This window comes from Streptomyces sp. NPDC023573 (genome assembly GCF_055559735.1).
This window is the reverse complement of sequence record NZ_JBVHKB010000001.1, coordinates 1,123,140-1,150,120: the sequence shown is the minus strand read 5'-3', so window position 1 is coordinate 1,150,120 and position 26,981 is coordinate 1,123,140. Positions and strand designations below refer to the sequence as shown.

25 protein-coding genes are annotated in these 26,981 nt (G+C 71.0%); 4 read left to right on the top strand and 21 right to left on the bottom strand.

Translation table 11 applies throughout. The features are described 5' to 3' along the window. Positions 1 to 1,233: a helix-turn-helix domain-containing protein gene (locus ACZ32T_RS05135; RefSeq protein ID WP_467262926.1), complete on the bottom strand. Its 1,233-nt coding sequence runs from the start codon at positions 1,231 to 1,233 to the stop codon at positions 1 to 3. 825 nt (positions 1,234 to 2,058) lie between these two features. Between ACZ32T_RS05135 and ACZ32T_RS05130 the strand changes: the two genes are divergently transcribed. Further along, on the top strand, positions 2,059 to 2,580 hold the full coding sequence (locus ACZ32T_RS05130) for a universal stress protein (RefSeq protein WP_467262924.1): 522 nt from the start codon (positions 2,059 to 2,061) through the stop codon (positions 2,578 to 2,580). A gap of 74 nt (positions 2,581 to 2,654) precedes the next feature. Here the strand turns inward: ACZ32T_RS05130 and glmS are convergent, their stop codons facing one another. The 10 genes from glmS to ACZ32T_RS05080 form a co-directional block, all read right to left on the bottom strand. After that, a complete protein-coding gene (gene glmS, locus ACZ32T_RS05125) occupies positions 2,655 to 4,484 on the bottom strand; it encodes a glutamine--fructose-6-phosphate transaminase (isomerizing) (RefSeq protein ID WP_467262920.1) in 1,830 nt (609 codons plus the stop codon). A 52-nt stretch (positions 4,485 to 4,536) separates the two neighbouring features. Then, complete coding sequence (locus ACZ32T_RS05120) at positions 4,537 to 4,812, bottom strand: hypothetical protein (protein WP_467262917.1); 276 nt, start codon at positions 4,810 to 4,812, stop codon at positions 4,537 to 4,539. 383 nt (positions 4,813 to 5,195) lie between these two features. Continuing rightward, positions 5,196 to 6,047, bottom strand: a complete 852-nt coding sequence (locus ACZ32T_RS05115; protein WP_467365410.1) for a siderophore-interacting protein — start codon at positions 6,045 to 6,047, stop codon at positions 5,196 to 5,198. A gap of 70 nt (positions 6,048 to 6,117) precedes the next feature. Continuing rightward, the gene (locus tag ACZ32T_RS05110) at positions 6,118 to 7,146 is read right to left on the bottom strand and encodes an ABC transporter substrate-binding protein (protein WP_467262914.1); all 1,029 of its coding nucleotides are present in this window, start codon (positions 7,144 to 7,146) and stop codon (positions 6,118 to 6,120) included. A gap of 178 nt (positions 7,147 to 7,324) precedes the next feature. Next, on the bottom strand, positions 7,325 to 7,735 hold the full coding sequence (locus ACZ32T_RS05105; RefSeq protein ID WP_467262912.1) for a VapC toxin family PIN domain ribonuclease: 411 nt from the start codon (positions 7,733 to 7,735) through the stop codon (positions 7,325 to 7,327). Then, the gene (locus ACZ32T_RS05100; RefSeq protein ID WP_467262910.1) at positions 7,732 to 7,950 is read right to left on the bottom strand and encodes a type II toxin-antitoxin system VapB family antitoxin; all 219 of its coding nucleotides are present in this window, start codon (positions 7,948 to 7,950) and stop codon (positions 7,732 to 7,734) included. Before ACZ32T_RS05100 ends, ACZ32T_RS05105 begins: the two co-directional genes overlap by 4 nt. Before the next feature lie 66 nt (positions 7,951 to 8,016). Then, positions 8,017 to 9,183 carry an acyl-CoA dehydrogenase family protein gene (locus ACZ32T_RS05095; protein ID WP_467262908.1) on the bottom strand — a complete coding sequence of 389 codons (1,167 nt, stop codon included), beginning with the start codon at positions 9,181 to 9,183 and terminating at the stop codon, positions 8,017 to 8,019. 7 nt (positions 9,184 to 9,190) lie between these two features. Next, entirely contained in the window at positions 9,191 to 10,120 is a 930-nt protein-coding gene (locus ACZ32T_RS05090) for a hydroxymethylglutaryl-CoA lyase (protein ID WP_467365669.1), read from the bottom strand. A gap of 17 nt (positions 10,121 to 10,137) precedes the next feature. Further along, positions 10,138 to 12,186, bottom strand: a complete 2,049-nt coding sequence (locus ACZ32T_RS05085) for an acetyl/propionyl/methylcrotonyl-CoA carboxylase subunit alpha (RefSeq protein ID WP_467365408.1) — start codon at positions 12,184 to 12,186, stop codon at positions 10,138 to 10,140. 13 nt (positions 12,187 to 12,199) lie between these two features. Then, complete coding sequence (locus ACZ32T_RS05080; RefSeq protein WP_467262905.1) at positions 12,200 to 13,816, bottom strand: carboxyl transferase domain-containing protein; 1,617 nt, start codon at positions 13,814 to 13,816, stop codon at positions 12,200 to 12,202. Positions 13,817 to 13,926: 110 nt separating this feature from the next. On the opposite strand from ACZ32T_RS05080, the gene ACZ32T_RS05075 reads away from it, so the two are divergent. Then, entirely contained in the window at positions 13,927 to 14,541 is a 615-nt protein-coding gene (locus ACZ32T_RS05075) for an SACE_7040 family transcriptional regulator (protein WP_467365406.1), read from the top strand. An 80-nt stretch (positions 14,542 to 14,621) separates the two neighbouring features. Next, positions 14,622 to 15,419, top strand: a complete 798-nt coding sequence (locus tag ACZ32T_RS05070; RefSeq protein ID WP_467262901.1) for a phosphatase — start codon at positions 14,622 to 14,624, stop codon at positions 15,417 to 15,419. Positions 15,420 to 15,505: 86 nt separating this feature from the next. On the opposite strand, the gene ACZ32T_RS05065 is transcribed toward ACZ32T_RS05070, so the two are convergent. The 9 genes from ACZ32T_RS05065 to ACZ32T_RS05025 form a co-directional block, all read right to left on the bottom strand. After that, positions 15,506 to 16,732, bottom strand: coding sequence for a cytochrome P450 family protein (locus ACZ32T_RS05065; RefSeq protein ID WP_467262899.1), 1,227 nt, complete (start codon positions 16,730 to 16,732; stop codon positions 15,506 to 15,508). Then, on the bottom strand, positions 16,621 to 17,943 hold the full coding sequence (locus ACZ32T_RS05060) for a cytochrome P450 (RefSeq protein ID WP_467365404.1): 1,323 nt from the start codon (positions 17,941 to 17,943) through the stop codon (positions 16,621 to 16,623). Before ACZ32T_RS05060 ends, ACZ32T_RS05065 begins: the two co-directional genes overlap by 112 nt. Continuing rightward, complete coding sequence (locus tag ACZ32T_RS05055) at positions 17,940 to 18,539, bottom strand: GTP-binding protein (RefSeq protein ID WP_467262895.1); 600 nt, start codon at positions 18,537 to 18,539, stop codon at positions 17,940 to 17,942. The genes ACZ32T_RS05060 and ACZ32T_RS05055 overlap by 4 nt, the downstream gene beginning before the upstream one ends. Continuing rightward, positions 18,517 to 18,867: a DUF742 domain-containing protein gene (locus tag ACZ32T_RS05050; RefSeq protein WP_203186385.1), complete on the bottom strand. Its 351-nt coding sequence runs from the start codon at positions 18,865 to 18,867 to the stop codon at positions 18,517 to 18,519. Before ACZ32T_RS05050 ends, ACZ32T_RS05055 begins: the two co-directional genes overlap by 23 nt. After that, complete coding sequence (locus tag ACZ32T_RS05045) at positions 18,864 to 19,286, bottom strand: roadblock/LC7 domain-containing protein (protein WP_356708302.1); 423 nt, start codon at positions 19,284 to 19,286, stop codon at positions 18,864 to 18,866. Before ACZ32T_RS05045 ends, ACZ32T_RS05050 begins: the two co-directional genes overlap by 4 nt. Further along, the gene (locus ACZ32T_RS05040) at positions 19,283 to 20,749 is read right to left on the bottom strand and encodes an ATP-binding protein (RefSeq protein ID WP_467365402.1); all 1,467 of its coding nucleotides are present in this window, start codon (positions 20,747 to 20,749) and stop codon (positions 19,283 to 19,285) included. Before ACZ32T_RS05040 ends, ACZ32T_RS05045 begins: the two co-directional genes overlap by 4 nt. A gap of 259 nt (positions 20,750 to 21,008) precedes the next feature. Continuing rightward, positions 21,009 to 21,968, bottom strand: a complete 960-nt coding sequence (locus ACZ32T_RS05035; RefSeq protein ID WP_467262888.1) for a cation diffusion facilitator family transporter — start codon at positions 21,966 to 21,968, stop codon at positions 21,009 to 21,011. 29 nt (positions 21,969 to 21,997) lie between these two features. Continuing rightward, positions 21,998 to 22,873, bottom strand: coding sequence for an acyl-CoA thioesterase II (gene tesB, locus ACZ32T_RS05030; protein ID WP_467262886.1), 876 nt, complete (start codon positions 22,871 to 22,873; stop codon positions 21,998 to 22,000). A 21-nt stretch (positions 22,874 to 22,894) separates the two neighbouring features. Further along, positions 22,895 to 24,052: an acyl-CoA dehydrogenase family protein gene (locus ACZ32T_RS05025; RefSeq protein WP_467262883.1), complete on the bottom strand. Its 1,158-nt coding sequence runs from the start codon at positions 24,050 to 24,052 to the stop codon at positions 22,895 to 22,897. A 266-nt stretch (positions 24,053 to 24,318) separates the two neighbouring features. On the opposite strand from ACZ32T_RS05025, the gene ACZ32T_RS05020 reads away from it, so the two are divergent. After that, the gene (locus ACZ32T_RS05020; RefSeq protein ID WP_467365400.1) at positions 24,319 to 24,780 is read left to right on the top strand and encodes an Asp23/Gls24 family envelope stress response protein; all 462 of its coding nucleotides are present in this window, start codon (positions 24,319 to 24,321) and stop codon (positions 24,778 to 24,780) included. 165 nt (positions 24,781 to 24,945) lie between these two features. Here the strand turns inward: ACZ32T_RS05020 and ACZ32T_RS05015 are convergent, their stop codons facing one another. Next, complete coding sequence (locus ACZ32T_RS05015) at positions 24,946 to 26,961, bottom strand: prolyl oligopeptidase family serine peptidase (RefSeq protein WP_467365398.1); 2,016 nt, start codon at positions 26,959 to 26,961, stop codon at positions 24,946 to 24,948. Between the last annotated feature and the right edge of the window lie 20 nt (positions 26,962 to 26,981).

Here is a 26,981-nt window from a genome sequence, read left to right as displayed (position 1 = left end):
CTACGGGGCGCTGCGCTGCCCCGGCAGGGCCGGGCGGCCCGGAGCGTACGCCTCCGGGCCCGGTCCGGGACGGTCCGCCGCGCCGCCCGGAGCGGCCGTCGCGGTCACCGGCGACGGGCCGGACGAGGACGCCGCGGCGGCCCGTCGGCTCGACGCCGTGCCCTGGACGGGTACGGACGTCTCGAGCACCGTGGCGACGCTCTCCAGCGCCCCGCCCTGCGGACGGCGGGCCCGGTAGGCGGCCCGGTACGCGGCGGGGGAGGAGCCCAGCTGGCGGCGGAAGTGCCCGCGCAGCGCGACCGGCGAGCGGAAGCCGCAGCGGCCCGCGACCTCGTCGACGGAGTAGTCGGAGGTCTCGAGCAGCCGCTGTGCCTGCAGCACGCGCTGGGTGATGAGCCACTGGAGCGGGGCGCTGCCCGTGAGCGAACGGAACCTGCGGTCGAAGGTCCGCCGGCTCATGTAGGCACGCGCGGCCAGCGTCTCCACGTCGAACTGCTCGTGGAGATGCTCCAGCGCCCAGGCCACGACCTCGGCGAGCGGGTCGGAGCCGATCTCTTCGGGTAAAGACCTGTCGAGGTAGCGCTCCTGGCCCCCGCTGCGCCGCGGCGGTACGACGAGCCGGCGGGCCAGGGCCCCTGCCGCCTCGGTGCCGTGGTCGGTACGGACTATGTGGAGGCACAGGTCGATTCCGGCCGCCGTTCCGGCCGAGGTGAGCACATCGCCGTCGTCGACGAACAGCTCACGCGGATCGACGTGCACCGACGGATAGCGCTTGGCCAGCGTCGGCGCGTACATCCAGTGAGTGGTGGCCGGGCGGCCGTCCAGCAGGCCGGCCGCGGCGAGGACGAAGGCCCCCGTGCAGAGTCCGACGATGCGGGCACCCTCCTCATGGGCGCGGCGCAGCGCGTCCAGGGCCTCTGCGGGCGGCGGGGAGGTGATCGACCTCCAGGCCGGCACCACGACGGTGCCCGCCCTGCTGATCGCCTCCAGGCCGTACGGTGCGCTGAGTTCGAGCCCGCCGGTGGTGCGCAGCGGTCCTTCCTCACCCCCGCAGACCAGCAGGCGGTAGCGCGGAACGCCCGCGTCCTGCCGGTCGATTCCGAAAACCGAGAGCGGAATGGAGCTCTCGAAGATAGGGCCGCCACTGAACAGCAGTACGGCTACGACTTCCCGGCGTCGCCGCCCGGTCAGTTTCCGTGACGCCTCCGTTGCGGTGGCGGAGTCCTGGCTCATGACGCTAAGCCCCCCTCGGTGTTCGCGTCTTCCTGGTCCCTACGGGCCTGTCGCTCCTGCACGTTTCCCCTCGGTCTCGCACGCGTCCCCAGTCCTCGACACTCAAGATCGAATCTACTGCGTCCCGTGGTCCCGACGTGACACGTTCCCCCACCGGCACTATGTCGACAAGGCAACTTGGCGCGAAGCGTTCGATCACGAAGCGTTTCACCCGTGAGCCCCACAGGGAAGGGCGCATAGCGATCATGGCCCGTCCCCATAGGGTCAAAGCGTACCGCGCGGTCTATTCCTGCCTGGTGGCACGCGGGTTGAGCGGCTGTGACCCCAAGGGAACGGGGTGAACGCGAAGTTGGCTGAAAACCGATGGTTGCGTGCGCGTAATCCAGTCATGCGACCGGCGTACGCCCCCTGTTCACAGGAGCCCACATGCGCCTCCGGGGCCCCTGGAGGCCGTCCGGGCGCTCCGGGTGAACGATGTGCAATTGCACGATGGCGGGGTGTGACGGCCCCTGCCGGAGGGGCGGGTGGCACATTCGGCCGCGCCGCCCGGATCGCCGCGGGCGCCGGCCGGACACCGTGACCGGAACCCGTCGGAGCCTCCACGAGCTGGATGTACGACGCAACCGGCATTGCCATACCGGGGCACTCTCCGGCATGCTCCCTCCATCGCCGCCCGCGATGTGTGAGCGCTGGGCAGTGGAGGAGTGGCGCCGTACCCTTGGGGGTAGGGGATTGGGAAGATGTTTCCCGGACACAGCTCCTCCGCGCGCAGGTACACCTCCAAACCGCTCCCTCCTCACGAGGACTCTCTTCGCCGAGACACCGATGGCCGGTCACGAAATCCCTGAACCCGCAGACCGCAAGCAGGTAGCCGACCCCGGGTCGGAACCGCAGACGGTCGCAGAGTCGCGCCCTTCCTGCGATCCCGCCTTCCGGCATGGCGTCGTGGTCGGTTTCGACGGCTCCATGTCCAGCGAACGAGCGCTCGCGTACGCCATCGGAATGGCGAACCGGCACAGCTCCGGGCTGATCATCGTCCACGTGGCCAACCGGCTGCCGACCACCGTCTGGGCCGGCTGCGAGCCGCCCGTCTTCGTCGACGTCCCCGACCACCGCACCGAGGTCCTCGGTCTCGAGCTGGCCTGCGCGGACTATCTCTCCGAGGTGCCCTGGGTCCTCGTGGAGCGCGGCGGGGACATCTGCCACGAGCTGGAGGAGGTCGGCCGCGAGTATTCGGCCGACGCGATCGTCGTCGGCTCGACACACGGCATCGTGGGCCGCATCTTCGGGTCCGTGGCCGGCCGTCTCGCGCGCCGCGCCCAGCGCCCGGTCATCGTCATCCCCTGAGCAGCCCCTGAGCGCGCGGAAAGGCCCCTGACGCACCGTCAGGGGCCTTTCCGCGGGCGGCGGGACGGTGCCCGCTACTCGACGGTGACCGACTTCGCCAGGTTGCGCGGCTTGTCGATGTCACGGCCCATGGCCAGGGCCGTGTGGTAGGCGAGCAGCTGCAGCGGGATGCCCATCAGGATCGGGTCCAGCTCGTTCTCGTTCTTCGGGACGACGATCGTGTGGTCGGCCTTCTCCTGCTCGCGGTGGGCGACGGCGAGGATGCGTCCGCTGCGGGCCTTGATCTCCTCCAGCGCGGCGCGGTTCTTCTCCAGGAGGTCGTCGTCCGGGACGATCGCGACGGTGGGGAGCGCCGGCTCGATGAGCGCGAGGGGACCGTGCTTGAGCTCCGAGGCGGGGTAGGCCTCGGCGTGGATGTACGAGATCTCCTTGAGCTTCAGGGAGGCCTCCAGTGCGACCGGGTAGCCCCGGACGCGGCCGATGAACATCATCGACTGCGCGCCCGCGTACTCCTCGGCCAGCTTCTTGATCTCGTCCTCCGACTCCAGGATCCGGCCGATCTGCTCCGGCAGCTTGCGCAGGCCCTCGATGATCCGCTTGCCGTCGGCCACCGAGAGGTCGCGGATGCGGCCCAGGTGCAGGGCGAGCAGCGCGAAGGCGACGACGGTGTTGGTGAAGCACTTGGTGGAGACGACGCAGACCTCGGGGCCCGCGTGGACGTACATGCCGCCGTCCGCCTCGCGGGCGATCGCCGAGCCGACGACGTTCACGACGCCCAGGACACGGGCGCCCTTGCGCTTGAGCTCCTGCACGGCGGCCAGCACGTCGTAGGTCTCGCCGGACTGCGAGACGGCGACGTACAGGGTGTCGGGGTCCACGACCGGGTTGCGGTAGCGGAACTCGGACGCGGGCTCCGCGTCCGCGGGAATGCGGGCCAGCTCCTCGATGAGGCCGGCGCCGATCATGCCCGCGTGGTACGAGGTGCCGCAGCCCAGGATCTTGATCCGGCGGACCCCGCGCGCCTCGCGGGCGTCCAGATTCAGACCGCCCAGGTGCACGGTGGAGAAGCGGTCGTCGATGCGGCCGCGCAGCACACGGTCCACGGCGTCGGCCTGCTCGGAGATCTCCTTGTGCATGTACGTGTCGTGGCCGCCCATGTCGTACGACTCGGCCTCCCACTCCACGGTGGTCGGCGTGGCCGTCGTGGTGGAGCCCTCCGTGGTGTACGTGCGGAAGTCGTCGGCCTTGAGGGTGGCCATCTCGCCGTCGTCCAGGGTGACGATCTGGCGGGTGTGCGCGACCAGGGCGGCCACGTCGGAGGCGACGAACATCTCCTTCTCGCCGATGCCGAGCACGACCGGGGAGCCGTTGCGGGCGACGACGATGCGGTCGTTGAAGTCGGCGTGCAGGACGGCGATGCCGTACGTGCCCTCGACGGACTTCAGCGCCTCGCGGACCTTCTCCTCCAGCGTCAGCGCCCCCGAGCGGGAGATCAGGTGGACCAGCACCTCGGTGTCGGTCTCCGAGAGGAAGACGACGCCGTCGGCGACGAGCCTCGCGCGGAGCTCGGAGGCGTTGTCGATGATGCCGTTGTGGACGACGGCGACCTTGCTCTCCGCGTCCAGGTGCGGGTGCGCGTTCTCGTCGCTCGGGGCGCCGTGCGTGGCCCAGCGGGTGTGGGCGATGCCGGTGGTGCCGGCGAACCGCTTGGGCACCCGGGCCTCCAGCTCGCGGACCCGGCCCTTGGCCTTGACCATCTTCAGGACGCCGGGCTTCCCGGCCGCGGCCTTGCCCGTGATGACGATGCCCGCGGAGTCGTACCCCCGGTACTCCAGCCGCTGGAGACCTTCCAGCAGCAGCGGAGCCACGTCACGCTTCCCGATGTATCCGACGATCCCGCACATGGGTCCTGCCCTCCATCGACGCACAAAAAGACCGGTGCCCGGTCCGTCCCGCTCAGCCGTAGACGATGCGGCGCAGCTGGCGGAGCGAGAGCTCCTGCGGCGCCACCGCGCGGTGCGGCAGTTCGGCCGCGATCCGCTCGAAGATCTCCGAGTTCACCAGGCCGCCGGACTGCAGTTCGCGGTGGCGGCGCCGGACGAAGGTCTCGGTCGTCTCGTCGAAGTACGCCAGCACGTCGAGGATCACCCGGGCGGCCTCGCCGCGCTGGAGCGCGGTGGAGCGTACGAGGTGGTCGATGAGGTCGTCATGCGCGGGGCGGTGTTCGAGCACTCGTCGATATTGCGTGGATCGGTGGCGCTACGCAAGAAATCTGCCCGATATCGGGCAGGAATCTCACCCTGAAGAGACGATGGGGCGGTTATGTCCGTTACGTTCTCGTCATTCGGCCTCAGTGGCCGCCAGGGGGAGAGTGGCCGAAGTCGAGCTGCCCGCTGGTGGCGACAAAGCAGGGGTGCCCCTCGGTCATGCCGGTCCCCACCGCCCGGAAACCGGCCACGGTGAGCTGTGCGGCCGCGGTCGGTTCCTCGGCCGGTCGGTGCGCGGTTCCGGCCAGCGTGGAGGAGATCCGGCGAGAGAGGGCTGCCGCCCTCGCAGCACTGTGCGTAACCGACTGTCCGGTCTGCTCGAAGCGGTCGCCGCTCGGCGGGCCGCGGTTACGACGCGACCCGCGCCGCCTGCTCCCTCAACTGTTCCTCGCTCAGCCCGCGCCGCCAGTAGCCGGTGAAGGTGACGCGCCTGCGGTCGAACTCCCGCTCCCGCACGAAGTGGCGGCGCAGCGCCCTGACCCCGGACGACTCGCCGGCGATCCAGACGTACGGGGTGCCCTCGGGCAGCGCGGCGGCGCGCACGGCGTCCACGGCGGAGGGAGCGCCTTCGTCCCGCACGAGCCAGGTGATGTGGGCGTCGGCCCCGGTACGGATGTCCAGCCGGTCCTGGGTGTGCGGGACCTCCAGCCAGACCCTGGCCTTCATGCCGGCCGGCAGCCACTCCAGGGCGGCCGAGGCGGCGGGGAGTGCCGTCTCGTCGGCGCAGATCAGCACGCAGCCGGTGTCCTGCGGCGGCTGGAAGCGGATGCCGTTGTTGTCCTCGCCGGTGGGGCCCAGGACGGTGAGCCGCTGCCCCGGCGCGGCGGCCTCGGCCCAGCGGCAGGCCGGCCCGCCGTCCTCGTGGAGGGCGAAGTCGATGTCGATCTCGGTCGAGCCGTCCGGGGCGTACCGCTGGGCGCGCACGGTGTACGACCGCATCAGGGCCCGGACATCCGGGGGCAGGGCCCGCCAGGCGGCGAACCACTCACCGTTCTCGTCGACCGGGACGACCGCCTCGGTCTGGCCCGGGTGCGGCAGGAAGATCGAGAGACTCTGGTCCCGGCCCCCGGCGACGAAGCCGTCGCTCCCCGGTCCGCCGAAGGTGATTCTGCGCAGGGAGGGGCTCAGTCTGCTGGTCCTGAGGACCGTCAGGGCGAAGAACCGGAAGGGGGCGACGGCGGGTGCGGTGGCGGTCGTCATGCGAGGGGTCCTCCCAGGAACCGGAACGGCGAAGGCCCTGCCGGGAGTCGCTCCCGGCAGGGCCGCAGGGTCAGCTGACCTTCTTGGCCTTCTCGATGGCCTCGGCGAGGGCGTCGAGGATCGGCGCGCACTTGTCGTAGGAGTAGATGGGCTCCGTCGTACGCGGGATGACCTGGCCGGCCTTGACGGCGGGGAGCTGGGCCCAGGTCGGCTTGGAGGTCAGGGCGTCGGGCTGCAGGGCCGAGGAGCGGTTGTCCATCATGATGATGTCGGCGTCGTACTTGTCGACGTTCTCCCAGCTCAGCTCCTCGAAGAAGCCGGCCGCGTTGACCTTCGGCTCGACGAACCGCACACCGAGCTCCTGGAAGTACAGGGTGTCGGCGGACGTCTTGGCGAGGGAGACGTAGAACAGGTCCTGGCTGGCCGAGCCGACCATGACCTTGATGTTCGGCTGGGACTTGGCGGCGGCGCGCAGCCGGGCCGCGGCCTTCTCGAACGCGGCCTTGGCGTCGGTGACCTTCTTGGCCTTGATGTCGGCGCCGAGGGAGGCGGCGAGGTCCTCATGACGCTGGATCGCCTTCGGCACCGTGGTCTGCGCGGCCCACAGGGCGACGCTCGGGGCCAGCTTGAGGATCTTGTCCTTGGACTGGTCCGGCACGTACCAGAGGGCGTCCTTCTCCCACATGGCGGTGACGAGGAGCTCCGGCGCGAGACCGGCGTACTTCTCGACGTTGAACTCGCCCCAGACGTTGCCGAGCACCTCGACCTTGCTGATGTCCAGGTCGCCGGCCTGCACATCGGCCTTGCCGTCGGAGGTCTTCGTCGGACCGAAGACACCCTTGACCTCGACGCCGTAGTCGTGGAGCGCGGCGGCCACACCGATGAACGCGACTATGTTCTTCGGTACGGAATCGGCCTTCGCCGTCTGCCCGCGGTCGTCCTTGAAGGACCAGGGGCCGGATTTCTCCGCGCCCGTACCCGATGCGGAGCTCTTCTCGTCGCCGTCGCCACAGGCTGCGAGGACGGCACCGAGACCGACGGCACCACCGGCGGCCAGCAGGCCGCGGCGGGAGAGTGGGCTGGTCCGGAGGTTGGACATGAGTGGGTCTGCTTTCGTACGCGCCCCAGGGCGCCCGCTGACGATTCGAAGGAAGGCTAGCCTAACCTCACACACCGTGGACGGGGAGGGCAAGAGGCAGCGGCCGTTCCGTTACCGGCCCACGGGAAAGCCGCCTCCCCTTGTGACCAGGGAAGGCGGCTCTCGTGGACGTACGGCTTCAGCCGGTGACCGGCTGGAGGCGCAGCATCTCGATGTCCGGGCACACCTTGGCGATCGCGCCGAAGTCATCGTCCACATGCAGCACGGTGAGCCTGTGCTGTCGAGCGGTCAGCGCGATGAGGATGTCCATGGGTGAGGGGCCCCGGTGGTGACCGATCCTGACCAGATCCCGCTGCACGCCGATGATCCTCGGCCAGGGATCCTCGAGTGCGGGAACCCATCCGAAGGTCTGGCCGAGCATGGTGAAGAACGGATCGTGGTCCCGGTCCGCCCGAAGTGCCGGCAGGAGCTCGGACTCCACGGGCGGGCAGAGCGCCACGAGGCCCTGGGCGACGCGCTGCGGCCAGGGTTCTCCTACCTGGCGCCGGAGCAGGCGCCAGACGGCGGACGTATCGGCGAGGTAGCTCACAGCCCGGACCGCTCCCGCTCTTCGAGGACGTCGAAGTCCAGGAACTGGTCCGCGTTGTCCTGTAGCCACCGCAGGGCCCGGGCCCGGTCGTCCGCACTGACCGCGGCAGCTATCGTCAGTGCTCGGTTGATCGTCTCCCGCTTGGTCGAGGTGCCGAGCTGCTGCTGGGCGAATGCCAGCATCTGGTCGTCCACATCCACGAGGGTCTTCGTCATGGTGGACCTCCTGGGGCCGGATCGATATACGCCTGAGGCGGAGTATATCTCTCGCGGGCCCGCCTGTCAGGCGTCCATCCCCAGCTCCCTGGCGATCAGCATCCGCTGGACCTCGCTCGTGCCCTCGCCGATCTCCAGGATCTTGGAGTCGCGCCACATCCGGGCCACCGGGTACTCGTTCATGAAGCCGTAGCCGCCGTGGATCTGCGTCGCCTCGCGGGCGTTGTCCACCGCCACCGTCGAGGAGTACAGCTTCGCGATCGCCGCCTCCTTCTTGAACGGCTCGCCCGCCACCAGCCGTGAGGCCGCGTCCCGCCAGCCGACCCGGGCCATGTGCGCCCGTGTCTCCATGTCGGCGATCTTGAACTGGATGGCCTGGTTGGCGCCGATCGGCTTTCCGAAGGCGTGCCGCTCTCTCGCGTACTTCAGGGACTCGTCCACACAGCCCTGGGCCAGGCCCGTCGACAACGCCGAGATCGCGATCCGGCCCTCGTCCAGGATCCGCAGGAACTGCGCGTAACCACGGCCCTCCTCGCCCAGCAGGTTCGCCGCCGGGACGCGGACGTCGGAGAAGGACAGCTCACGGGTGTCCGAGGCGTTCCAGCCGACCTTGGAGTACGGGGCGGCCACCGTGAAGCCGGGGGTGCCCGACGGGACGATGATCGCGGAGATGCGCGGGGCGCCGTTCTCCTTGCGGCCGGTGACCGCCGTCACCGTGACCAGCTCCGTGATGTCCGTACCGGAGTTGGTGATGAAGCACTTGGAGCCGTTGATCACCCACTCGCCGGCGGCCTCGTCCAGCACGGCCGTCGTCCGCGTCCCGCCCGCGTCGGAACCGCCGTCCGGCTCCGTCAGGCCGAACGCGCCGAGCGCCTCGCCCGCGCAGAGCTTCGGCAGCCACCGCTGCTTCTGCTCCTCGGTCCCGAAGCGGTAGACGGGCATGGCGCCGAGCGAGACACCCGCCTCCAGCGTGATCGCCACGGAGGAGTCGACCCGGGCCAGCTCCTCCAGGGCGATCCCGAGCGCGAGGTAGTCGCCGCCCATGCCGCCGTACTCCTCGGGGAAGGGCAGGCCGAACAGGCCCATGCGCCCCATCTCCCGCACGATCTCGTACGGGAACTCGTGGCGCTCGTAGAAGTCGCCGATCTTCGGGGCGATCACATCGTGTGCGAACTCCTCGACGGTGCGGCGCAGTTCCTCGTGCTCGGCGGTCAGCCGGTGGTCAAGGGACATGGGTCGTTCACTCCTTGTGGGACAGCGCGCGGACGGTACGGGAAGGGCTCGGGCGGCCCAGCTGTTCGGCCATCCACACGCTGGTGGCGGTGAGGGCGCCGAGATCGACCCCGGTTTCGACACCGAGGCCGTCGAGCATCCACACGAGATCCTCGGTGGCGAGATTTCCGGTCGCGCTCTTCGCGTACGGGCAGCCGCCGAGGCCGCCCGCCGAGGCGTCCACCGTCGTCACACCGTGCTGGAGCGCGGCCAGGGTGTTGGAGAGCGCCTGGCCGTACGTGTCGTGGAAGTGCACCCCGATCGTGCCGGTGGCGACTCCCGACTCGTTCAGCGCGGTCAGCAGCGCCGTCACATGGCCCGGGGTGGCCACGCCGATCGTGTCGCCGAGGGAGAGCTCGTCACAGCCGAGGTCCATCAGCGCCTTCGCGACGCGGACGACCTGCTCGACGGGCACGGCACCCTCCCACGGGTCGCCGAAACACATCGAGAGGTAGCCGCGCACATGCACCCCGGCCGCCGCCGCCCGGGCCACCACCGGCTCGAACATGGCGAGCGACTCGTCCACCGTGCGGTTGAGGTTGCGGGCGGCGAACGTCTCCGTCGCCGAGCCGAACACGGCGATCCTGCGGGCACCGAGCGCGAGCGCCCGGTCCAGGCCGCGTTCGTTGGGCACCAGGACCGGCAGGGCCACGTCCCCGACGTCCGCGATCTCGCCGAGCATCGGGAACAGCTGCTCCGCGTCCGCCAGTTGGGGCACCCACTTCGGATGGACGAAGCTGGTCGCCTCGATCGTGGAGAGCCCGGCCTCCGCGAGACGGCGGACGAACTCCGCCTTCACCCCGGTCGGTACGACGGACTTCTCGTTCTGCAGCCCGTCGCGGGCGCCGACCTCATGGATACGGACCCGGGAGGGCAGCCCCGGCGCGGGCACCTTCATGGGCAGTCCGGTGACGGTCACGATTCCTCCCTCGGGGCCACCACGGCCAGGATCTGGTCCATGGCGACCGTGGCACCGGCGGTGACGTCCAGCTCGGTGACGGTCCCGGCGTGCGGGGCGGAGATGACGTGCTCCATCTTCATCGCCTCGACGACCAGCAGGCTCTGCCCGGCGACGACCTCGTCGCCGACCGCCACCTTCACCACCGTGACGGTGCCGGGCATGGGCGCGGCGAGCGTGTCGGCGCCCGAACGGGCGGCGCCGCTGAGGGACGCCTCCACCGGGTCGTGGTCCTGGACGTGCCAGGCGTCCCCGTCCCGGCCCAGCCAGATCCCGTCCGGGGACGACGCCAGGCTGAACGTGTGGGTCAGGCCGTCGAGTTCGACGACGACACGCCTCCCGGACGCCTCGACCAGCCGGGCCCTCTCCGCGCCCGGCAGCGACGGCACCGGACCGCACGTGTCCACGGGCTCCTCCCGGTCCCCGGCGTGGCCGAACGTCAGCGCCGCCGTGGACCCCGCACCCGTACGCAGACCCACGCGCACCGGGTCATGGCCGGGGACGCGGAAGTGGTGGAAGGTTTCCGCGGGGGTGCCGCCCAGCCGCCAGCCGCTGGGCACCGAGAACGGATCGACCCAGCCGCCGGCGGGAGCGGGGGACGGCTGCCGCAGCAGCGCCGCCGCCGCGTACACCTCCTCCGGCACCCCGTCCGGCACCAGGCCGTCCGCCTCCCGCTCCACGAGGCCGGTGTCCAGATCGCCCGCTGCCACCGCCGGATGGGCCAGCAGCCGCCGCAGGAAGCCGGCGTTCGTCGGGACGCCCAGCACCACCGTGTCCGCGAGCGCCGCCCGCAGCCGGCGCAGGGCGGTCGCCCGGTCGGGGCCGTAGGCGATGACCTTCGACAGCATCGGGTCGTACGTGCTGCCGACCGGCACGCCCTCGCTGAGCCCCGAGTCCGTCCGCACGCCGCCGCCCGCCGGCTCGTGCAGCGCGAGCACCGTGCCGCCGGACGGCAGGAAGCCGCGCGCCGGGTCCTCCGCGCAGACCCGGGCCTCGACGGCGTGCCCGGTGAGCGTGATGTCCGCCTGGCCGTACGTCAGTGGGTCTCCGGAGGCGACCCGCAGCTGCCACTCCACCAGGTCCAGCCCGGTGATCAGCTCGGTGACGGGGTGCTCGACCTGGAGGCGGGTGTTCATCTCCATGAAGTAGTACGAGGAGGGGTCGCTGCCCGGGACGATGAACTCGACCGTGCCCGCGCCGACGTATCCGCAGGAGCGGGCCGCCTGCACGGCCGCCTCGCCCATCGCGGCCCGGGTCGCCTCGTCGAGCAGGACCGAGGGCGCCTCCTCGATGATCTTCTGGTGGCGGCGCTGGAGGGAGCACTCGCGCTCGCCGAGGTGCACCACGTTGCCGTGGGCATCGGCCAGGACCTGGATCTCGATGTGGCGCGGCCGGTCGATCCACCGCTCCACGAGGAGCGTGTCGTCACCGAACGAGGCGCGCGCCTCGCGCCGGGCCGCCGCGATCTCGTCGGCGAGCAGCGCCTCCTCACGCACCAGCCGCATGCCCTTGCCGCCGCCGCCCGCCGAGGGCTTCAGCAGGACGGGCATCCCGATCTCCCGGGCGGCCGTGCCCAGCTGTGCGTCGGTGAGCCCGCTCCCGGAGGACCCGGGCACCACCGGCACCCCGGCCGCGGCGACGGTCTCCTTGGCGCGGATCTTGTCGCCCATCAGCGCGATCGCGGAGGCGGGCGGGCCGATGAAGGCCAGCCCCGCCTCCCCGCACGCCCGGGCGAAGGCCGCGTTCTCCGCGAGGAAGCCGTAGCCCGGGTGGACCGCCTCCGCGCCCGTGCGGCGGGCGGCGTCCAGCAGCCGCTCCACCGACAGATAGCTCTCGGCGGCGGGCGCCGGCCCGATCCGTACCGCCGTATCCGCCTCCCGGACGTGCCGGGCGTCCGCGTCCGCGTCGCTGAAGACGGCGACCGACCGCACCCCGAGCTCGCGCAGGGTCCGGATGACCCGGACCGCGATCTCGCCACGGTTGGCGACCAGAACAGTGCTGAACATGGAAGTCCTCACATCACATCCGGAAGACGCCGAACTGGGGGTCGCCCAGCGGGGCGTTGGCACACGCGGTCAGGGCGAGCCCCAGCACCTGCCGGGTCTCCACGGGGTCGATCACACCGTCGTCCCACAGCCGGGCGGTGGCGTAGTAGGCGTTGCCCTGCTGCTCGTACTGCGCGCGGACCGGGTCCTTGAAGGCCTCTTCCTCCCCGGCGGGCCACTCCTCGCCGCGGCCCTCGATCTGGTCGCGCTTGACGGTGGCCAGCACGGAGGCCGCCTGCTCCCCGCCCATCACCGAGATCTTGGCGTTGGGCCACATCCACAGGAAGCGTGGCCCGTAGGCCCGGCCGCACATGGAGTAGTTCCCCGCGCCGTACGACCCGCCGACCACGACCGTCAGCTTCGGCACCCGCGTGCACGCCACGGCCGTGACCATCTTGGCGCCGTGCTTGGCGATGCCACCGGCCTCGTAGTCCCTGCCGACCATGAAGCCCGAGATGTTCTGGAGGAAGACCAGCGGGATGCCCCGCTGATCGCACAGCTCGATGAAGTGGGCGCCCTTCTGGGCGGACTCCGAGAACAGGATGCCGTTGTTGGCGACGATCCCGACGGGATGGCCGTGGATCCGGGCGAAGCCGGTGATCAGCGTCTGGCCGTACTCCGCCTTGAACTCCTGGAAGCGGGAGCCGTCCACCACCCGGGCGATGACCTCGCGCACGTCGTAGGGCGTACGCGAATCGACGGGCACCGCGCCGTACAGGCCGGCGGGGTCCGCCTTCGGCTCCTCGGCGGGCTCCACGGACCAGGGGAGCGGCCCCCGGCCGGGCAGCGTCGCGACGATGTTCCGCACGATCCGCAGCGCGTGCGCGTCGTCCTCGGCGAGATGGTCGGTGACTCCGGACGTCCGGGAGTGGACCTCGCCGCCGCCCAGCTCCTCGGCCGTGACGACCTCACCCGTGGCCGCCTTCACGAGCGGGGGGCCGCCCAGGAAGATCGTGCCCTGATTCCGGACGATGACGGCCTCGTCGCTCATGGCCGGGACGTACGCCCCGCCCGCCGTGCACGAGCCGAGCACCGCGGCGATCTGCGGGATGCCGGCGCCCGACATCCGGGCCTGGTTGTAGAAGATCCGCCCGAAGTGGTCCCGGTCGGGGAAGACCTCGTCCTGCATCGGGAGGAAGGCACCTCCCGAGTCCACCAGGTACAGGCACGGCAGCCGGTTCTCCAGGGCCACCTCCTGGGCGCGGAGGTGCTTCTTCACGGTCATCGGGTAGTACGTGCCGCCCTTGACGGTCGCGTCGTTGGCGACGATCACGCACTCCCGGCCGCTGACCCGCCCGATCCCGGCGATCACCCCGGCGGCCGGCGCCGCGCCCCCGTACAGCCCCTCGGCCGCGAGCGGTGCCAGCTCCAGGAAGGGCGAGCCCGGGTCGAGCAGCGTGTCCACCCGCTCCCGGGGCAGCAGCTTGCCGCGCGCCACATGCCGGGCCCGGGCCTTCTCACCCCCGCCCAGCCGTGCCGTGGCGAGCCGCGTACGCAGCTCCTCGGCGAGCGCGTGATGCGCCGCCTCGTTGGCCTGCCAGGCCTCCGAGGCGGGATCGGCCGCGCTCACCAGGACCGGTGCCTGCTGCATCCTGTCGAGCCCCCTTGCCCGTACCGCGGTAGTCGGACGATAGTTAATGAGCGTTAACGCGTGGTGCTCAGGTTAACGAGCGCTAACCCGCCTGTCTAGAATGAATCCCCATGAGCACCCATGCCGCCGCCCGTGTCGCGGCTCCCACCCGCCGCGAGCAGATCCTCCGGGAGGCCGCCCGCCTCTTCGCCGAGCGCGGTTTCCACGGTGTCGGGGTCGACGAGATAGGGGCGGCGGTCGGCATCAGCGGCCCCGGCCTCTACCGCCACTTCCCCGGCAAGGACGCGATGCTCGCCGAACTGCTCGTCGGCATCAGCGAGCGCCTGCTGGCCGGCGGGAAGCTGCGCGTCACCGAGGACGGCGCGTCCCGCGAGGGCTCCCCGGAGGCGCTCCTGGACGCGCTCATCGAGGGCCACATCGACTTCGCCCTGGACGACCGCCCCCTGATCACCCTCCACGACCGCGAGCTGGACCGTCTGCGTGACACCGACCGCAAGCGCGTGCGCCAGCTCCAGCGGCAGTACGTCGAGGTCTGGGTCGAGGCCGTACGCGCCCTCTACCCGGCCCTCGCGGAGAACGAGGCCAGGGTCACCGTCCACGCCGTGTTCGGCCTGCTGAACTCCACCCCCCACCTGACCCGCCCCGAAGCCCTCCCGGGCCGGGCGGCCACGGCCGCCCTGCTGCACCGGCTGGCGCGTGGGGCCTTCGCGGCGGCGGCCTCGTAACCCGGACGCCGTACCGGCCGCGGGATTCCGCCGTACGAGACACCAGGCACACAGCGCGCCGCCGACGGCACAATGGGTGCATGCCGATACCCAGCCGCGCCGAACTCGTCGAGCACCTCGTCCGCACACGTATCGCGGGCGACGTCGCCACCCCCCGCGACAACAACCTCTCCCACTACCGCCAGCTCGCCAACGGCAACCGCCACTTCTGGCTGGGGCTGGAGCTCGGCGACCGGTGGACCGACGAGCAGGACGTCCTCGCCGTGATGGCCGAGAGATGCGGGGTCGACGACGACCCGGAGCACCGTCAGGGCCAGGACACCATCGACCCGGAGCTGACGGTCGACGCCCTCGACCGGATGGCCGCGCGGCTGCGCAAGGCGGCGGCCGACGGGGAACGGGTGCTGCTCGCCACCGGCCACCCGGGCGGTCTGCTCGACGTGCACCGGCGGACCGCGGACGCGCTGCGGGCCGCCGGATGCGAGATCGTACGGATCCCCGGCGGCCTGATGGCGGACGAGGGCATGGTCTTCCAGTTCGCCGACGTCGCGGTCCTGGAGCGCGGCGCGACCCTGTGGCACACGCACTCACCGGTGCCGATGGCCGCCATCCTGGACGGCCTGGAGCGCGAGGGCCGGCCCCGGCCCGACCTGGTCGTGGCCGACCACGGATGGGCCGGATGCGCGGGACAGCGCGGGATCGACTCGATCGGTTACGCCGACTGCAACGACCCCGCGCTCTTCCTGGGCGAGGCGGAGGGCACCCTCCAGGTCACCGTGCCGCTCGACGACCACGTCGCCGACCCGCGCTACTACGACCCGATGACCGACTACCTCCTGGACGCGGCCGGGCTGCTCCCCGACGGGGACCGGGAGTGACGACGCGGGAGTGAGCCCGGCGAGCCGGCCGGCCGGTGGACGACACCGGGACCGGCCGACCGGGCTCGACTCCTCGGCCCCGGTGCTCAGACCGTGGTCCGGCCGTTCAGCGCGACGTCGATGCGCTGGGCGCCGTTGACGATGAACGACTCCACGGGGAGCACGTCCGCGGCGGGGGACGCCGGGGAGAGGTCCGGGTACCGGGCGAACAGGGTGGTCAGGGCCACATCGGCCTCCAGCCGCGCGAGCGGGGCCCCGAGGCAGAAGTGGACGCCGTAGCCGAACGCCAGGTGCTCCCGGCCGAACCGGTCGATGTCGAACCGGTCGGCGTCCGGGCCGTGCTGGGCCGGCTCCCGGCCCGCCGCGGCGTAGGACGCCAGGATCGCCTCGCCCCGGGCGATGCGCCGGCCGTCCGGCAGGTCGATGTCCTCGACGGCGTAGCGCAGCGGCAGATGGGCCACGCTCGGTTCCCAGCGCAGGGTCTCCTCGACGACGTCGTTCCAGCGCTTCGCACCGTTCTCGGTGACCTGCCGGCGCTGCTCGGGGTGGTCCAGCAGGGCGCGGACGGCGTTGCCGATGAGGTTGACGGTGGTCTCGAAGCCGGCGCTGATGATGAGCAGCAGTGTGTCGGTCAGCTCGGCCTCGCTCAGGCGGGCGCCGTCCTCGTCCCGGGTGGTGATCAGGACGCTGGTCATGTCGTCGCCGGGATTCTCCCGCTTGCTCGCGATGAGGCCGGTCAGCATCTGCTGGAGCTCCGCGAAGTTGGACGCGGCGTCCTCGATGGTCGTGTCGAAGACCTTCTCCACCAACTGGGCCATGCGCGGCCGCAGTTCCTCCGGCAGGCCGAACAGATGGCAGATGACCCGCATGGGCAACGGATGGGCGTAGGAGCTGCGCAGGTCCACCGTGCCGTCGGAGCCGACCGCCACGTCGTCCAGCAGCTGGTCGGCGATCTCCTGGATGACGGGCCTCAGCGCCTCGATGCGGCGTGCGGTGAACGCCGGGGCGATGAGTTTGCGCAGGCGGCGGTGGTCCTGCCCCGCGGCGGTGAACATGTTCGAGACCGCCACCCAGGTGTAGACCCACATGTCCGGCGTGATCTCGCCGCGCTGCCAGGCGGCCCAGGCGCGTGGGTCCTTGGTCACGCGGTCGTCGGTCAGGAGTTCCTTGAGGAGCGAGTGGCTGGTGACGGCCCAGGCGTCTATGGCGCCGGGGAGTACGACCCGGGTCGCCGGCCCGCGCTCGCGGAGGAGACCGGACTCTCCGTGGATGTCGCGGCCGGCGGGGTCGAGGACGAGGGGCTGCTGCTCCATGGGGTGACTCCAGTTTTCTGCGGCGTGATGGGACCGAAGCGGGCCGGGAGGTGTGCCAGTGCGCGGTGGAAGGGGCCGGGGCGCCATTGCAGGCTCTCGCGGGGCACGGCGAGTTCGAGGTCCCCGAGATGGCTGGTGAGCCTTTCGATCGCGGTGATCGCGATGAGCAGCGCGGGCTGCTTGACGGGGCAGGCGTGCGGACCGGAGGACCAGGCGAGGTGCGCGCCGCCGTCGGTGCGCTCGCCGCCGTCGTAACCGTCCGGGGTGGTGTTCGCCGCGTGGTACGAGATGAGCACCAGGCTGTCGGCGGCGATCCAGGTGCTGCCGATCTGCACGTTGCGCCGCGGGTAGTGCGCGCTGTAGTTCGCCATCGGCGGCTCGTGGCGCAGCACGTCGTCGATGGCGTCGCGGGCGGTGCGGGCACCGTTGGAGAGGCTGCTGTAGTAGTCCGGGTTGGAGAGCATGCGCGACAGCGCGTTCGAGATCAGGTTCGTGGTCGGCTCCTGTCCCGCGGCCATCGTGAGGATCACCTGGTGGGCGAGTTCCTCCGGCGCCAGACCGGCGGGGTGGTCCATGAACCAGCTCGTCAGGTCCTCGCCGCGCTGCCGCACCTTGAGCGAGATGAGTTCGTCCATGTACCGGCCGAAGTCCTCGTTCGCCTTGATCGCGTGCTCGGGTTCGGACTCGAACAGGCCACCCATGGCGGCCACCAGGCGGGGCCCGTCCTCGGGCGGCATGCCGAACATCGCGTTGAACAGCACCAGCGGCAGCGGACGGGCGTACTGACCGACCAGGTCGACCTCACCCGTGCCTGCGAAGTCCTGGATCAGACCGTCCGCGATCTCCGCGACCTGCCGCCGGAGGTCGTGCGGCTCGATCCGGCTGAAACTGTCGGTGATGACCGACCGGTAACGGCGGTGCTCGGCGCCGTCGTTGAACAGGGCGTTGGGCCGCCACCCCATCATCGGCTTCACCGGCGAGTCGGCCGGGAGGCCGCTCTCCCAGACCCGCGGGTCCTTCGACCAGACGCCGGGGTCGTTGAGTACGGCGAGAGCGGCGTCGCGGTCGGTGACGAGATAGCCGCTGACGCCGGGGGACACCTCGACGGGGGCGACCGGCCCGAACGCCCGCAGGCGTGCGTAGACGCGCCCGGGATCCGCGGCGAAGTCCGGGCCGTACAGGGGGACGGCCAGGGGCAGGTAGGTGCTCATGAGGCTTCCAGGACGGGGTGGGCGGCGAGCAGGTGGGTCACCAGCGCGATCAGTACGTCCACGGCCGACGTCGTCTCGCGGGCGTCGCAGACCACCAGAGGGGTGTGCGGCTCCAGGTCCAGGTGGTCGCGGAGCACCTCGGGCGGGTAGTCGGGCGAGTCGGGGAAGCTGTTGACGGCCACGGCGTAGGACAGTCCCTGCTGCTCGATCATGTCGATGACGTCGAACGAGTCGTCGAGACGGCGGGTGTCGACCAGGACCACCGCGCCCAGGGCGCCGCGCGCGATGTCCTCCCAGAGCGGCTTGAACCTCTTCTGGCCCGGTGTGCCGAACAGGTAGAGGACCAGGTCACCGGGGAGCGTCCTGCGGCCGAAGTCGATGGCGACCGTGGTGGTGGCCTTGTCCCGCACGCCGGCGAGATCGTCGGCCGCGGCACCGGCCTGCGTCATGACCTCCTCGGTGTGCAGCGGCGCGGTCTCGGAGAGCGTGTTGATCAGCGTCGTCTTCCCGACGCCGAAAGGCCCGGTCACCACGATCTTCACCAGCGTCTGCTCGTCGCTGTCGAGGAAGGTGTTATCGGATACTGCGGAGTCCATCGAGCACCTTCTCTAGCAGCTGGGGATCGTGTGCCTTCGCTTCGGGGATGGGGGCGCGGGCGTGCAGGTGCGAACTGTCGACGAGGTCCGCGACGAGGACGCGGACCAGGCTCACCGGCAGCACGAGGCGCGCGGCGACCTCGACCAGCGCCAGCGGGCCGCCCTGGAGGAGTTCGACCAGCCGGCGCTGCGCGTGCGTCAGGTCGTCCACGGCGGTGACGCCGGTGGACGACAGCAGGGTCAGCCGGTCCAGCGTGTTGCGCGTCGGCTGGACGCTGTCGGTGGCCAGGAACGACGGCACCAGCCGCCGGCGGGGAGCCGGCGTCATCCCCGGGCCCGAGCAGGCGAGTTCATCACCTTGTCGCCGAGCTTCGAGACCTGCACCTGCATGGCGTGGGCGATGACGCCCATGTCCACGGCCGGCTGCGCGAAGACCGCCATGACCGTGTTGTCGCCCGCGGGGATCAGGAAGGCGAACCCGTAGTTCGTGCTGACCACCACCTGGTGCAGTACGGGGCTCTCCTCCTGCCCCGCCAGCTTCCTGACCAGCTCCTTGCAGGCGCCCTGGACAGCCGACGCCATGGCGGAGGCGCCCTCCCCGGCCTCCCGGGTGAGGGCTTGGGTCGCGCCCTGGATCATCCCGTCTCCGGAGAGGACCAGGGCGTGCACGACCCCCGGCACCTCCAGAAGCGGGGTGAGCACCCAGGACATGTCCCTGAGAAGGGGGCGCTTGGGAACGACGGTCATGGCTGCGTGCCTTCTTCCTGGTCGGTGTGCGCGTCCTCGAATCCGCGCAGGGTGCCGGTCTGCCAGGCGCCCCACGTCCGGGCCGCTTCGTCCGGGCTGATCACAGGAGTCGGGTCCTGGGCCCGCTGATCGGGCCGGTCCGTGTCCTGAGCGGCCCGCCGGCGTCGCCGCCGCGGCAGTTCGACCGCGCCGGTGGTCCCGCCGGCCGGGGACGGCGCGGGGCTCTCCTGCCTGGGCGGCTCCGGCTTGCGCAGGGCGGGGGACATGGCCGACATGGGCTGGGCCACCTCATCCATCAGCATCAGCAGGTGATCGGGAACGAACGCCACGGCTCGCACGCCGCCGTACGACGAGGGCTTGTCGACCGTGACGGTGAAACCGAACTGCTGCACAAGGCGGCCGATCGTGGCGAACCCCGCGCGCGGCGGGTCTCCCAGATGGGTCAGCAGGACGCCCTGCTGACCGGAGAGCATGCGCGCGGCGAACTCCCGCTCCTCGTCGGTCATGCCCACGCCCGGGTCGTCGATCACGACGCACGCCCCTGCCTGCACCTGGTGCAGGCTGACGTCCACGGGCCGCGTGCCCTGAGGAGTGTGGTGCACCGCGTTGGAGAGCAGCTCGGCGACGATCACGGCGAGCGGCTCCACCGCCCGGGCCACCACCCCGACCGGGTCGGAGAGCTGGCTGGTTATCTGGACCCGCTGGTAGCCCGCGATGCGGGACTGGGCTCCGGCAACGATGTCACCCAGGTGGGAGTCCTCCCGTGTCAGCCCCGGCCACGCCCCGCAGAGCACTCCGGTCGCCTGGATCTGCCGGAGGTTCTCCTCGTTCGTGCGGTCCATCGACACGAGCCGTTTCGCGATCTCCGGATCGTCGAAGGTGAACTGGGCCTCCTCGATCATCTCCTGGAGGCGGTAGGACTTGGCCTGGATCTCGGCGGTGGTGGCCCTCAGCACGGCCTGTGCGCCGGCGTCGACCCGCTCCTCGGTGTCGACGACGGCCTGGGCGACCTGGTTCAGGGCCCGTTCCAGGAGCGCCCCGATGTCGGAGTGAGCGAGCTCCGGGTCCTGCGTCCCGGGGACCGGCACATGACGGTGTCTCAGGTGCGTGACGAGGGCCGGCAGCCGGGTGTCGACGAAGTGTGCCAGCTCCCCGCCCATCCGGCCGGTCTGCTGCTCGGCGGCGAGTCTGGCGCGCTCGGCGTCCTGCGCCTCGGTGAGGAGGGCGGCTTCCATCGACCGGTAGCGGGCGTCCGAAGCCTGTTCCGCCGCCTGTGCGCCGGACCGCGCGTTGGCCTCCAGTGCCTGGTATCTGCCGGCCGCGGCCCGCGCTTCGGTGAGAGCCTCAGCACGCAGTGCCGCGTTCGACCGGCGCGTGCGGAGGTGGAGGAGCGCCAGGGCGAGGGCGACGGCCGTCATGGCCAGCGCCAGTACCCAGGGACCGGCCTCCGATATGTGCGTCATCACAAAGGTCCTCGGTGGATGGGGGATGCCCTGCCCGCTTACGGCCAGGGCTAGTTGAGGCAACCCTGAGAAGGACACCGGTTCCTGGCCGCAGATGCAATGAATTCGCTGATCATGGCTGGAATTCGAGCCCTCGGGTAATTTCAGGCACCACAGAGGTATTTCAAAAATTGATATGAAAGGTAAAAAGGTACATAGGTGCAATGTCTCCGGCGGGACGGTGGGCGAGGCTGATCGCGCTGGTGCGGGGGTGGCCCGCTCAGCCGTCGGCGCCTGCCGCCAGGCGCTGCGCGCGCCCCGGTGTCGGATCCAGGTACACCCGCTGGATCGACGGGTAGCGTTCCCGCAGCTGCTGCTCCGCCTCCTCGCACGCCCACTCGATCTGCGCGGCGGTCGACGCGTCCCGGAAGTCGATCTTCGCCGCGACCAGCATCTCCGACGGCCCCTGGATCAGCGTGGTCAGCTCCACCACCTCGACGATGTGCGGCACGGAGAGCAGTTCCTCGCGCACCCCGTCCCGCATCCCGGCCGGCAGCGGCCGGCCGATCAGCAGCTGGGCGTTGGACCGGCAGAGCACCCATGCCACGTACACCAGCAGTACGCCGATGAGGACGGAGGCGATGCCGTCCCACACCCCGGAGCCCGAGAGCTGCCCGCCGAGCAGACCGCCCGCTGCCAGCAGCAGCCCGGCCAGCGCCGCCGAGTCCTCCATCACCACGGCCTTGACCGCCGTGTCCGGGGTGCGGCGCAGATAGTGCGGCGCGGGCATCCGCAGCCGCGCGGCCTCGCCGCGCACCTGCCGGACGCCCGTACGCAGCGAGAAGCCCTCCAGCAGGAAGGCGACCGCGAGCACGACGTACGACACGAGCGGATCGCCGAGTTCCTCGCCCCGCAGCAGGGTGTGGATCCCGTCGTAGAGGGAGAACACGGCGCCGCCCACGAACGTCGCGACGGCCGCGAGCATCGCCCAGATGTACCGCTCGGGGCCGTAGCCCAGCGGATGGTCCTCGTCGGCGGGCTTCTCGCTGCGCTTCAGCGCGGTCAGGAGCATGACCTCGGTGACGGTGTCGGCGACCGAGTGCGCGGCCTCCGACAGCATCGCGCTCGAACCGCTGATCAGCCCCGCCACCAGCTTCGCCACCGCGATGCCGAGGTTGGCGGCCGCCGCGACGACCACGGTGAAGGTGGACTCGCCGGCGCCGGTCTGCTCGTCACTCATGAACGGCAGTATGTCCGAATGGCGCGGTATCAGTCCCTCGGGACGCGGACCAGGCCCTCCTGGATGACCGTGATGGCCAGCTTCCCGTCCGCCGTCCAGATCCTGGCCTGGCCGAGACCGCGCCCACCGGACGCGGAGGGCGACTCCTGGTCGTACAGCAGCCACTCGTCCGCCCGGAAGGGGCGGTGGAACCACATCGCGTGGTCCAGGCTGGCGCCCACCACGTCACCCACCGACCAGCCGCCGCGTCCGTGGGCGAGCAGCACCGAGTCGAGCAGCGTCATGTCGGAGACGTACGTCGCCATGCAGACGTGCAGCAGCGGATCGTCCGCCAGCTTGCCGTGTGTCCGGAACCAGACCTGGGAGCGCGGCTCACGCGGCTCACCGGCGGTGGCGAACGGCGGCGCGTCCACATACCGCAGGTCGACCGCGGCCCTGGCCTCCAGCAGGCGGTCCACCATGCGCGGGTCGGTGAAGCGGTGCGCGTGACGGGGCAGCATCTGTGCCGCCGTCGGCAGGGTCTCGGGGTCCGGGGCCGGGGGCATGACCGCCTGGTGGTCCATGCCCTCCTCGTGCACCTGGAACGACGCCGAGAGGTGGAAGATCGGCTTGCCGTGCTGGACGGCGACGACCCGGCGGGTGGTGAAGGACCGCCCGTCCCGGATCCGGTCCACGCTGTAGACGATCGGCGCCCCGGGGTCCCCGGGGCGCAGGAAATACGCGTGGAGGGAGTGGGCTCCACGGTCCTCGGGGACCGTACGCCCGGCGGCGACCAGGGCCTGGGCCGCGACCTGGCCGCCGAAGACACGGGGCACGACCGCGGAACGGCTCATGCCCCGGAAGATGTCCTGCTCGATCTGCTCCAGGTCGAGCAGATCGAGCAGGGATTCAAGTGCTGCGCTCATGAAGGAGAAACGTAGCCGTTCTCAGAGACCCATGGACTTGGCGATGATCGACTTCATGACCTCGCTGGTGCCGCCGTAGATGCGGTTGACCCGGTTGTCCGTGTAGAGGCGGGCGATCGGGTATTCGTTCATGAAGCCGTAGCCGCCGTGCAGCTGGAGGCAGCGGTCGATCACGCGGTGTGCGACCTCGGTGCAGAACAGCTTCGCCGAGGCGGCCTCGGCGGGGGTCAGCTCACCGGCGTCCAGGGCCTCGATCGCCCGGTCGCAGACGGCCTCGGCCGCGTCGACCTCGGCCTTGCAGGCGGCCAGCTCGAACTTCGTGTTCTGGAAGGACGCGACGGTCTTGCCGAAGACGGTGCGGTCCTGCGTGTACTGCTGGGCGAACCGCACGGCGGCGGCGGCCTGCGCGTACGCGCCGACGGCGATGCCCAGGCGCTCCTGGGGAAGGTTCTGGCCGAGGTAGGAGAAGCCCTTGTTCTCCTCGCCCAGCAGGTCCTCGACGGGCACCTTGACGTCCACGAAGGCCAGTTCGGCGGTGTCGGAGACCTTCAGGCCCAGCTTGTCGAGCTTGCGGCCGACCGAGTAGCCCTCGGACTTGGTGTCGACCACCAGGAGCGAGATGCCGTGGCGGCGGTCGTCGGCCTTGGGGGCGTCCGTGCGGGCGCAGACGATGACCTTGTCGGCGTGCACACCACCGGTGATGAAGGTCTTGGCGCCGTTGAGGACGTAGTGCGTGCCGTCCTCGGAGAGCTTGGCGGTCGTCTTCATGCCGGCCAGGTCCGAACCGGTGCCCGGCTCGGTCATGGCTATCGCGTACATCGACTTGCCGGAGACGAAGTCCGGCAGCCAGCGCTTCTTCTGCTCCTCGGTGGCGTACGCCTTGAGGTACGGCAGACAGAGCAGGACGTGCACCCCGGAGCCGCCGAAGGAGATGCCCGCGCGGGCGGTCTCCTCGTACAGGATCGCCTCGAACTTGAAGGAATCCACGCCCGCGCCGCCGTACTCCTCGGGCACCTCGATGCCGAAGATGCCGAGCTCGGCGAGCTTGTAGTAGAAGTCGCGGGGCGCCTGGCCCGCCGCGAACCACTCGTCGTAGACGGGGACGACCTCGGACTCGATGAAGGCGCGGATGGTCTCCCGGAACGCCTCGTGGTCCTCGTTGTAAACCGTACGGCGCACGGGATGCCTCCTGGTGTCAGCTTCAGCGTCGGTCGCAGTGGCTAAGCGCTTGCTCAGTCCTGGTCAAAAGTTACCCGGCGGTCACGGCGGCTGTCCAGGGTGATGCTGCGCACGCACGTTTCCACCGGGCGTCCGGTCGCGGAGAGTGGCGGTGAGGAGCGCTGCGTATGTCTCGATGGCGGGCGGCGGCGGGCAGGCGCACAGTGAAATGAGGAGCCGACGGGGACGCCAGCAGCCCCGTCGCATCAACTCTCTGTGAGGCAGCCATGGCTGATGTCGGGACCCAGGGCGTGAGTTCAACCGCGGACAGGAGCACGGGGCAGGCCGGGCGCGGCACGACGACCATCGCCGACGGTGTCGTCGCGACCATCGCCGGAATCGCCATCCGCGAGACCGACGGCGTGCATTCGGTCGGCCGGGGGGCTTCCAAGGCCATAGGGGCGGTCACCGGGCGGAGGTCGGGGTCCTCAGGGGCCGGGCGGGCCGTCAAGGTGGAAGTGGGGGAGAAGCAGGCCGCGATCGACGTCGACGTGGAGGTGGAGTACGGCGTCCCGATCCACAAGCTGGCCGACCGGATCAGGGCCCAGGTGACGGACGCGGTGGAGTCGATGACCGGTCTGGAGGTCGTCGAGATCAACATCCACGTCTTCGACGTCCACGTCCCGGACGACGACGAGGACGAGGAAGGCGAGGAAGGGGACCGTTCGGCCTCCGCGCGCGTGCGGTGAGCACCCGGCCCGCCCCCGGTGCGGGTTCAGCGTGCCGAAGGCTGCGGAACACCGCCGGGGCGCCCGTGACCTCGCCCCCGGAACCGCCTGCGCACCGGCGTCGCTCCCGCCCGGGCACGGAATGCCCGGGCGAGGGCCGTCAGCCACCCGGTAGGGCCCTTCCGTTCAGAGCAGTTCGGGCCGCTTCCACTCCTGGCCCAGCACGTGGTGGTCGAGGAAGGCCAAGAAGGTGCCGTACCAGACGCGGGCGTTGTTCGGGGTGAGGATCCAGTGGTTCTCGTCCGGGAAGTACAGGTACTTCGCCGGGACTTCGTGCCGCTGCAGTTCCTGGAAGAGGGCGGCGCCCTGGCCGACCGGGACGCGGTAGTCCTTCGCCCCGTGGATGACCAGCATCGGCGTGCTGATCCCGCCGGCCTCCAGGTGCGGGGAGTCGGTGTCGTAGCGGGTGGTGGCGGTGAGCGGATCGCCGAAGATCCGCTGGAAGTACCAGGGGGAGTCGGTGTCGCCCTGGAAGGCGCGCAGGTCCCACAGTCCGGCGTGGGAGACGATCGCCTTGAAGCGGTCGGTGCGGGTGGCGACCCGGTTGGCCAGGTAGCCGCCGTAGGAGCCGCCCGCGAGGCCGGTGCGGCTCTCGTCGATGTCGCTACGGGCCTCGACGGCGTCCGTCAGCGCCATCACGTCACGCAGCGGCTGCCCGCCCCACTGGCCCCAGCCACGGTCGTGGTTGTGCTGGCCGTAACCGGTCGACAGGGCCGGGTCCGGCAGCAGGACGGCGTAGCCGCAGGCCGCGAACGGCCACGGGTTCCACCGCCACGTCCACCCGTTCCAGCTGCCCTGGGGGCCGCCGTGCACCGACACCAGCAGCGGCGCCGGATTCTCCGCCGAGGCCCCCTCGGGCAGTACCAGTCGGCCGTGCAGCACGAACCCGTCGTCCGCCTCGACCTCGATCTCGGTAAGGGTGCCGGGCAGTGCGCCGGTGTCTCCCGGGGCGGGCAGCACGGCCGGCTCGTGCTCCGTGCTCGCGAGCGCGTCCAGCCGGACCGGGCGTGGTGGGGAGTCGACGGCGTTGCGCAGGGCGTAGAGCGTGCGCCCGTCCGGGCTGATCTGCAGCGATCCGTAGGCGCCGGTGGCGGTGATCCGGGTGACGGTGCCGTCCGCGTCCCGCCGGAAGACCGGGGCGTGGCCCTGATGGTCGGCGGTGAAGAAGATCGCGTCGCCGGCCGGGGAGAGCGTCGCTCCGCCCGGCCAGGCGTCGAAGCCGGGCAGCAGGTCGGTCTCGTCGCCGGCGGCGAGACCGACGCGGACGAGTGTGGCGTCCATCGACTTCTCGTAGGACGCCTCGAGCAGCCGGAGACAGACGACAGCCGTGCCGTCGGCCGTGAACACCGGGGCCTCGTAGCTGAATTCCCCGCCCCCGACGACGAGCCGTTCCACCCCCGTGGCCGCGTCCGCGACGACCACCACGGTCCGGTTCCCGTCCGGCACCCGCCCGGCGGTGAACCGGGTGTACGCCACCTTCGTCCCGTCCGGCGAGAGAGCGGCCTCGCCCGGGTTCTCCTGGCCGATGCCCTGGCCGCCCGCGTCCGTCGTCCCGCCGCCGACGTCACACACGAAGGTGTGCGGTTCCTCCGGTCCCAGGTCGTGGTCCCAGGCCCGAGTCGGTCCTGCCTCATAGAGTATGGCCGTGACCTTGGCGTCCTCCCGCGCCTTGCGCTGCGTGCCGTGCGTCTCGGCGTCCGCGGCGCCGGGCAGCAGCCCGCCCGTCCACGACAGCACGCCGGGCGCGTCACGGGCCAGCGCGTAGCCCTCGACGCCGCCGGGGTGCCGGGCCACCACCAGTGCCTCGCCGCGCTCGGGCAGCGCCCACAGGGCGGCCCCGTCAGCCTTCCTGCCATCCGCGCCGGGCCGTCCGGAGAGGAAGTACAGCGCCCCGTCGGCACCGAACGCGGGCGCCGACTCACCCTTCTCGGACCGGGTCAGCCGTCGTGCCTCCCGCTCGCCGGCCGGGTCCAGCTCCCACAGCCCGGACACGAACTGGGACCCGTCCCCGCTCAGCGCCTGCACGGCGGCGACCAGTCGGCTCCCGTCGGCGGACAGGGCGAGTGAGGCGACACGGGGCTGAGCGACGAAGGCGGACAGGTCGTGGAAGACGGTTGTCGCACCGTCAGAGGTCTCGGACATGCGGGCGATTCTGCCCGCTG